This window comes from Halocynthiibacter sp., from assembly GCF_049608145.1.
Lineage (GTDB): Bacteria > Pseudomonadota > Alphaproteobacteria > Rhodobacterales > Rhodobacteraceae > Halocynthiibacter.
Genome location: NZ_JBMYXF010000116.1, coordinates 444 through 671, shown reverse-complemented (window position 1 = coordinate 671; position 228 = coordinate 444). Strand labels below are relative to the sequence as shown.

1 protein-coding gene is annotated in these 228 nt (G+C 57.5%); it reads right to left on the bottom strand.

The window, feature by feature from the left end:
* A partial coding sequence (locus ACPGUT_RS16070) for a recombinase family protein (protein WP_423993124.1) occupies positions 1-228 on the bottom strand: 228 nt, incomplete at both ends.

Genomic DNA, 228 nt, shown 5'->3' with positions numbered 1-228 from the left:
TCTTTCCAAACAGCCCCCTTTGGCCCCTCAATACCTTCCGCATTGAGAGCCTTAGCAATCGCCCGGGGGCTGACCCCATCGGCGAACATATTGAAGATACGGTGCACGATCAGTGCCTGCTTTGGGTCAATCGTACGTTCGCCCGGGCCGCCAACGATATAGCCGTAGCCAACCCCACCAGCGGCCTTGCCATTAAGAACTCGGCCACGTTGACCACGCTTCACCTTA